The following is a 6450-nucleotide window of genomic DNA, read 5'->3' on the forward strand; positions in this document are numbered from 1 at the left end:
GCCGAGCGCTGCGTCCGCGGTCGCGGAGGCGGCCGGAGGGGACGTACGCGTCGTCTACGTCCACGAGCCGACTCCCGGCATCGCCGCTGCCCGCAACCGGGCTCTGGCCGAGGCCGGGCCCGAGGCGGTCGTCGTCTTCATCGACGACGACGAGCAGCCCTCGGGGAGGTGGTTGCCCACGCTGCTGGCGTGCTGGGAGGAGACCGGTGCCGCTGCCGTCGTCGGCCCGGTCGTCTCCACGTTCGACGCTGACCCGGATCCCTGGATCACGGCGGGCGGCTTCTTCCAGCGGCTGAGGCACCCCACCGGCACCGTCGTCACCACCGCCGCGACCAACAACCTCCTTCTCGACATGGCGCGGGTCGGCGAGCTCCGCTTCGACCTCGGCTTCGGCCTCTCCGGCGGCTCCGACACCGTCTTCACCCGCACGCTGTCGGCTGCCGGTGGCCGGATCGTGTGGTGCGACGAGGCGCCGGTCCACGACCTGGTGCCCGCCGACCGCGCGACCCCGTCCTGGGTGCGTGCTCGGGCCTCCCGCATCGGCAACTCCGACTCGCGCGTGCAGGTCTACCTCGCCCCTTCCGGCCGCCGTCCGGCCGCCCGCCTGCGGGCAACCGCCCGCGGCCTCGTCCGTGTCCTGGGTGGCTCCGCCCGCCTCGTCCTCGGCCGGCTCACCGGCTCACCGGCTCACCACGCCCGCGGCACCCGCACCCTGCTCCGCGGCGTCGGCATGCTCCGTGGTGCCTGGGGCTCCTACGTCACCGAGTACGCCCGCTGACCCGCTGAATCTCGGCGGGGGAACGGGACGTCGAAGATCCCATGGACGCGGCCGGTGACCAGCCGGTCCAGACCCAGCGCGAGCAGGATCGCGGCGAGGGTCAGGAGGGGTACGGCGATCAGGTCGGTTCCCGGGGGCCAGTCGGTGTCACGTCCGGCGAGTAGGGCCGCGGCGGCGGTGATCGGGAAGGCGTGGACGACGTAGATCGGCAGCGTGCGGGTGCCGAGGTGGCGTACGAGACCGAGGGCAGGCACCCGGGCGATCATCACCCCGAGACCGCAGCCGGCAGCCACTGCGAGCAGGCCCAGCATCGGCCGGACGAAGATGATCCGGTCGTCGGAGATGTAGAGGAAGAACCCCAGCACGACCACGTACGCCACCCCCGCCCCGATCACGTGGACCATCCGCATCCGCGGCACGACCGAGCGCACCGCAGATGCCGTGCGGGAGGCCAGCACGAAGAAGAACCAGTAGCGGAACGTCTTGTCCCACGGGACGTCGCCGGTGGAGACGAGCCCGGCGGCGAAGACCGCAGAGCACGCGAATGCGGTCCCGACGACGAGCCACGCGGGCAGTCGTCGGGTCAGCCACCCCACGAGCGTGAACAGGCACAGCGTGTAGAGGAACCAGAGGTAGACGTTGGGCTCGACCAGCACCCGCGCGACCGCCGCGACTCCACCCGGTGGGGAGTGGGGCAGGAGCGCGCGGAAGGCGACGAGGAGCAGGCACCACAGGACGTACAGGTAGATCAGGGTGAGGCACCGGGTGCGCAGCACCTGCCGCAGCGGGCGGGCGAGCAACGAGGGGGCGAGGAGTCCGGCGAGGAAGAAGAACAGCGGCATCCGGAACGTGTCGAGCGGGTAGGCCAGCCGCGACCAGGGGCCGGCGAGGCCGACCAGGTCGAGGTTGATCACGGCGTGGAAGAGCACCACCAGGATGATCGCCAGGCCCCGCGCGGAGTCGATCCAGCCTTCACGCACGCTGGGGCCCTCCGGCGAGGTAACGGCGGCGAGCGCGTTGCCCCTGACGGCCGGGCCGCCGTGATGGCCGCGGTTGTGGCTTCGGCGTCGACGGAGCCGGGACGTCGTCCTTGCGCTGCAGCAGAAAGACCCCGAGCGCGAGCGCGAGCGGCGGGAGCGAGCTGATGATCGGGCCGAAGAAGAGGTTCCAGCCGAGCTGCAGGGCGAGGAAGATGCCGAGCGCGGTGCCGGTGCGGTGGGCCATGCTCCGGCCCAGGTAGGAGGTGGCGAGCCACAGCAGCCACCCCGACAGCACCAGCCCGGCCAACCCGAACCAGATCCACAGGTCGCCGATCAGCGAGTGCACCTCGATCCGGGTGCCGAACATGTAGTGCTCGACGTAGCCGTTGTCCGGGTCATAGCCCAGACGGGACATGCCCTGCTTCGCGACCTGCATGTCGGTCGAGGTGGCCATGATGCCGGCCCCGTAGCCGAGCGGCTCGTGCAGCATCAGCGCGACCGCGGCGCCGATCTCGGGCCGGCCGCCGAGGATGAGCGACCCGGCCGCCTGGGTCTGCTCCTCGGTGCGCTGCTGGGCCGACTGGCCGAGATAGCCGTCCAGGGCAGCGCCCTCCAGCGATCGGTAGAGCCCGAGCCCCAGCGCGCCCACCAGTACCAGCGAGAGCAGCGCCGAGGTGGTCCGTTTCGCCGTCCGCGGCCGGTGCTGCCACAGCAGCAGCACCGCGGTCATGATCAGGAACGCGCTCATCGACCTTGCCCCGGACAGTGCGGTGACCGCGGTGAGAATCCCGAGGGCGGTCATGTCTGCGAGGAGCCTCTTGCGGGGACGCCGCCGGATGAGCAGGCAGGCTCCCAGCAGCAACATCGTCGCGGGCATCGAGAACCCGAACCGCCACGGGTCCTCGGCGAACCTGGACCCCATCGTGGAAGTCATGAAGGAGCCTAGGGCGTAGAGGCACACAACGATCCCCGGCGAGAGCACACGCTGGCCCCACAGCAGCGCCCCGACGCACATCGCGGTCGACACGACCGGAACCAGCTCGAACAGCACGCCGGCCTCGGTCGACGGATGCGTCGCCGAGCGCCAGGTGGCGAGCGCCAGCGCGGAGATGAGGCAGGCGAGAAGGAGTACGCCGCCCAGCGCCGCACCGCGGTAGCGGCTCGCCTCCCGGATCCAGACCGGAGCCAGGGCGGCACCCACCAGACCGCCCACGGTCAGGCCCCGGACCAGATCGACGTCGGTGCCGGCGAGGAACGCGGCCGCCCCCGCCAGGAGAGCGGTCAGCACCTCCCAGCCGGTGCGCTCGGCGCGCTGCGTGCGCCGGGTGCGCTGGGTGCGCACCCGGACCGCCGTCGCGACGGCCACGCTCAGCTCCCGGCGGCCGGATAGCCGTGCTGGCGCGGTTCCCGGGGACGTACGAGACCGGAGAGGAGGCGGGCGAACCAGCTCTGCTCGGGCTGGCCGTAGTAGGTGTGGGCGGCGGTGTCCCGGACCTGGTTGGCGACGATGCCGAGGCACCGGGCGTCGACGGCTTCGAGGCTGTCGATGGCCTCGAGCACCTGCGGGCGGTGGATCGTACGGCAGTTGGCGACCACCAGGGCACCGTCGGTCAGCCGGGACAGGATCGCGCCGTCGGCCACGGGGAGCAGCGGCGGGGAGTCGAGGATGACCACGTCGTAGGCGTCTCGCGCCTCCGCGAGCAGGTCGACCATCCGCGGCGAGCCGATCAGCTGCGCGGGGTTGGGCGGGATCTCACCCATGGTGAGCACGTGGAGGTTGGCATCTCCCCAGATCTGGACGACGTCGTGGAGCTCGGCCTTCCCGATCAGCACCGTGGTCAGCCCGGCCGCGCCCTCGATGCCGCAGTAGTCGGCGACGGCCGGACGGCGCATGTCGGCATCGACGAGCAGCACCCGCTGGCCCTGCTCCGCGATCGCCAGGGCCAGGTTGATCGAGGTGGTCGACTTGCCCTCGCCGCCGATCGAGGAGGTCACCACCATCGAGCGGACCCTCGAGGAGGCGTCGAGGAACTGCAGATTGGTCTGCAGCCTCCGATAGGCCTCGGCCGCGACGTTGTGCGGGTCGATGGCGGTCACCGCGCCACGCGAGCGCCGCTGGCCCCGGCGCCGGGGGATCGCCCCCAGGAGCCCCACGTCGGTGAGCTGCTCGAGCTCGGCCGCGGTCCTGACCCGGGTGTCGAGCAGGGCACGGACCACCGCGATGGCGACACCGAGGCCGAAACCGCCGGCGAAGCCGACCAGAGCGGCCAGCCGCGTACGCGGTGCGAACGCCTCCTGGGGCGGGTCGGCGCGGGCGACCACGGTCACCTCGACCGCGGACTTCTTGTTGGAGCTGGGGGAGAGGTTGGTGATCGTGGTGGTGAGCTCGTCGGCGACCGCGTTGGAGAGGTCGGAGGCGCCGGAGCTGGTGGTGGCCACCGCGTCGATCTCGATGATCACGGTGTCGAGCGGGTTCTCGGCGGTGATCTCCTCGGCCAGCGCCTTCGGAGTCGTGTCGAGGTCGAGGTCGTAGATGACCTGGTCGAGCACGACCGGCATCGTCGCCAGCTTGGCGTAGGACTGGACGATGTCCTGGGTGAAGGTCGAGCCCTGGACCAGCTCCTGGGTCGTCGCGCCGCGCGCGATCGAGACGAAGACGGTGCTCTGCGCACGGTACTGCGGCGGGCTCGCGTGCGCCTGCGCGAAGGCCGCGCCGGCACCGATGATCGCGAGCACCGCGACGATGTACCAACGCTTCCGCAGGGCAGCGACGTAATCGCGCAGGTCCAACAGGTCACTCCATCCGATGTCTTGGCCGGGCAGCTCATCCGTGGCTCACCCGCCGAAGCGGAGCCCGAGGCAATGGGTGCTGCCGTCGAGGCAGGTCCACGGGGCCATCGCACATCCTCACCCGATTTCGGGTATGACAGGGCCGGGTGCCCAACTCGTTCCCCCAAATGGGGGATTGATCTGCCGTCGGTTTCTGGAGCCGTACGTCGATTGCGTAATGTCTGTCCGTCACGTTCGGGGGGTTGGCCGCGTGGATGTGAGATCCGCGCTCGAGAATCGGCAGGCGACTGTTCGAAGGTAGGCAGGGATGGAGACCGCGACGATCCTGGTCGTCTGCACCGGGAACGTACGACGATCGCCGGCGATCGAGGCGATGCTCCGTGAGGGCGTCGGCCAGATCGGTGGGCTCGCTCGCCACGGCATCACGGTGATCTCGGCCGGCAGCGAGGCGCTCGAGGGCTACGACATGGACCCGATGATCGCCTCAGAGGTCGCTCTCGCCGGGGTTCGGCTGACCAGGCACCAGGCCTACCCGCTCGACGTCGGCGACATCGAGAGCGCCGACCTGATCATCACCGCCGAACGCTCGCACCGCAGCGAGGTCGCCCGGCTGGTGCCCTCCGCGGTCAAGCGCACCTTCACGCTCATCGAGATCGCCGCGCTCGGCGACCTGTTGGGACGCACGGCTCTGGGCGGCCACGGGGGTTCGGAGGCGGATGCGGCCACCCGGCTGCGTACGCTCGTCCAGCTCGCGCCGCTGGAGAAGGCCCGGCGGCGGGTCCGGCGGCCGGCCGACGACGACCTCCAGGACCTGCGGAAGCGGTCCCCGCGCGAGGCCCGAAGGCTGGTGACCGAGGCCCGTGGTCACGTCGAGGCGCTGCTGCGGGTGCTCGAGCCGAGCCTGTCGCTGGTCGCCAAGCCCCAGCGCCCCGCTCCCGCCATCCCCTCGCCCGCACCCCCTGCCGAGTCCACCCAGCCCCGGTCCACGCACTCCACCCGGTCGGCGGGTTGACCGCGCCCGGTTCACTGCAGCCCATTTGAGGGCAAGTTAGGGTTGCCTACATGAGCCGTCCCGCCAAGCCTGAGACCATCCTCGTCGTCACCGCCACCGAGCGGTTGAGTCCGACGATGATCCGGGTGAGCTTCCGCTCCGAGGACCTGAGTGCCTTCTCGTCGAGCGTCTTCACCGACCGCTACGTCAAGCTCGTCTTTCCTCAGGAGGACGGTCTTGTGGTGCGTACCTACACCGCCCTCAACCCCTCGGTCGAGGACGGCACCCTCGACATCGACTTCGTCGTCCACGGCACCGAGGGGTACGCCGGTCCCTGGGCCGCCGCGGCCCAGCCCGGCGACACCCTCGCGGCTCGCGGCCCGGGCGGCGCCTACTCGCCCGATCCCGAGGCCGACTGGCACCTGATCGCCGGTGACGAGACCGCCCTGCCCGCCATCCGCGCGGCCCTGGCCGCACTCCCCGCCGACGCCCGCGGCTACGCCGTCATCGACATCCCGGCGCCCGGCCACGAGCAGCCCCTCGACCACCCCGACGGCGTCGAGGTGACCTGGCTGGTCACCGGCGGCCACACCCACCACGCCGCCGAGGACGCCGAGGGCCACGAGCAGCCGCTCGTCACCGCCATCCGCGACCTGAAATGGCTCGACGGCCGCGTCCACGCCTTCGTCCACGGGGAGGCCGCGGTCACCATGCACGGCATCCGCCCCTACCTCCTCAAGGAGCGCGGCGTCCCGAAGGCCGACGTCTCCATCTCCGGCTACTGGCGCCGCGGCCGCACCGAGGAGACCTTCCGCGACTGGAAGCGCCAGCTCGCCGAGGCCGAGTCCGCCTGACCCGAGCAGCCACCCCGCTGGTCGAGCCGCCGGAGCCGCTATGCGACGGAGTGAGGT

The 6450-nt window shown here is 71.4% G+C and carries 6 protein-coding genes; 3 read left to right on the forward strand and 3 right to left on the reverse strand.

What is annotated here, in order from left to right; all coding sequences use genetic code 11:
* On the forward strand, window positions 1–778 hold a 778-nt coding region (locus ACFU7D_RS28065), incomplete at its 5' end, for a glycosyltransferase family 2 protein (RefSeq protein WP_378873483.1).
* Here the strand turns inward: ACFU7D_RS28065 and ACFU7D_RS28070 are convergent.
* Genes ACFU7D_RS28070 through ACFU7D_RS28080 form a run of 3 tightly spaced genes read right to left on the reverse strand, consistent with a single transcriptional unit; the run spans window position 754 to window position 4548 of the window.
* Window positions 754–1758, reverse strand: coding sequence for an acyltransferase family protein (locus tag ACFU7D_RS28070; RefSeq protein ID WP_378873485.1), 1005 nt, complete (start codon window positions 1756–1758; stop codon window positions 754–756). The genes ACFU7D_RS28065 and ACFU7D_RS28070 overlap by 25 nt on opposite strands.
* Window positions 1751–3124 carry an O-antigen ligase family protein gene (locus ACFU7D_RS28075; RefSeq protein WP_378873487.1) on the reverse strand — a complete coding sequence of 458 codons (1374 nt, stop codon included), beginning with the start codon at window positions 3122–3124 and terminating at the stop codon, window positions 1751–1753. The genes ACFU7D_RS28070 and ACFU7D_RS28075 overlap by 8 nt, the downstream gene beginning before the upstream one ends.
* 2 nt (window positions 3125–3126) lie before the next feature.
* Entirely contained in the window at window positions 3127–4548 is a 1422-nt protein-coding gene (locus ACFU7D_RS28080; RefSeq protein WP_378873489.1) for a polysaccharide biosynthesis tyrosine autokinase, read from the reverse strand.
* Window positions 4549–4855: 307 nt separating this feature from the next.
* On the opposite strand from ACFU7D_RS28080, the gene ACFU7D_RS28085 reads away from it, so the two are divergent.
* Both ACFU7D_RS28085 and ACFU7D_RS28090 read left to right on the forward strand, forming a co-directional pair.
* Window positions 4856–5560: a hypothetical protein gene (locus ACFU7D_RS28085; RefSeq protein WP_378873491.1), complete on the forward strand. Its 705-nt coding sequence runs from the start codon at window positions 4856–4858 to the stop codon at window positions 5558–5560.
* A gap of 50 nt (window positions 5561–5610) precedes the next feature.
* Window positions 5611–6393 carry a siderophore-interacting protein gene (locus ACFU7D_RS28090; protein ID WP_378873493.1) on the forward strand — a complete coding sequence of 261 codons (783 nt, stop codon included), beginning with the start codon at window positions 5611–5613 and terminating at the stop codon, window positions 6391–6393.
* The last annotated feature ends 57 nt before the right edge of the window (window positions 6394–6450 follow it).

Source organism: Nocardioides sp. NPDC057577, assembly GCF_042801335.1.
Taxonomy (GTDB): Bacteria; Actinomycetota; Actinomycetes; order Propionibacteriales; family Nocardioidaceae; genus Nocardioides.

Excerpts from the sequence above, each read along its gene's own strand:
- ACFU7D_RS28085 (WP_378873491.1), top strand. The coding sequence starts at position 4,856 with ATGGAGACCGCGACGATCCTGGTCGTCTGCACCGGGAACGTACGACGA.
- ACFU7D_RS28090 (WP_378873493.1), top strand. The coding sequence starts at position 5,611 with ATGAGCCGTCCCGCCAAGCCTGAGACCATCCTCGTCGTCACCGCCACC.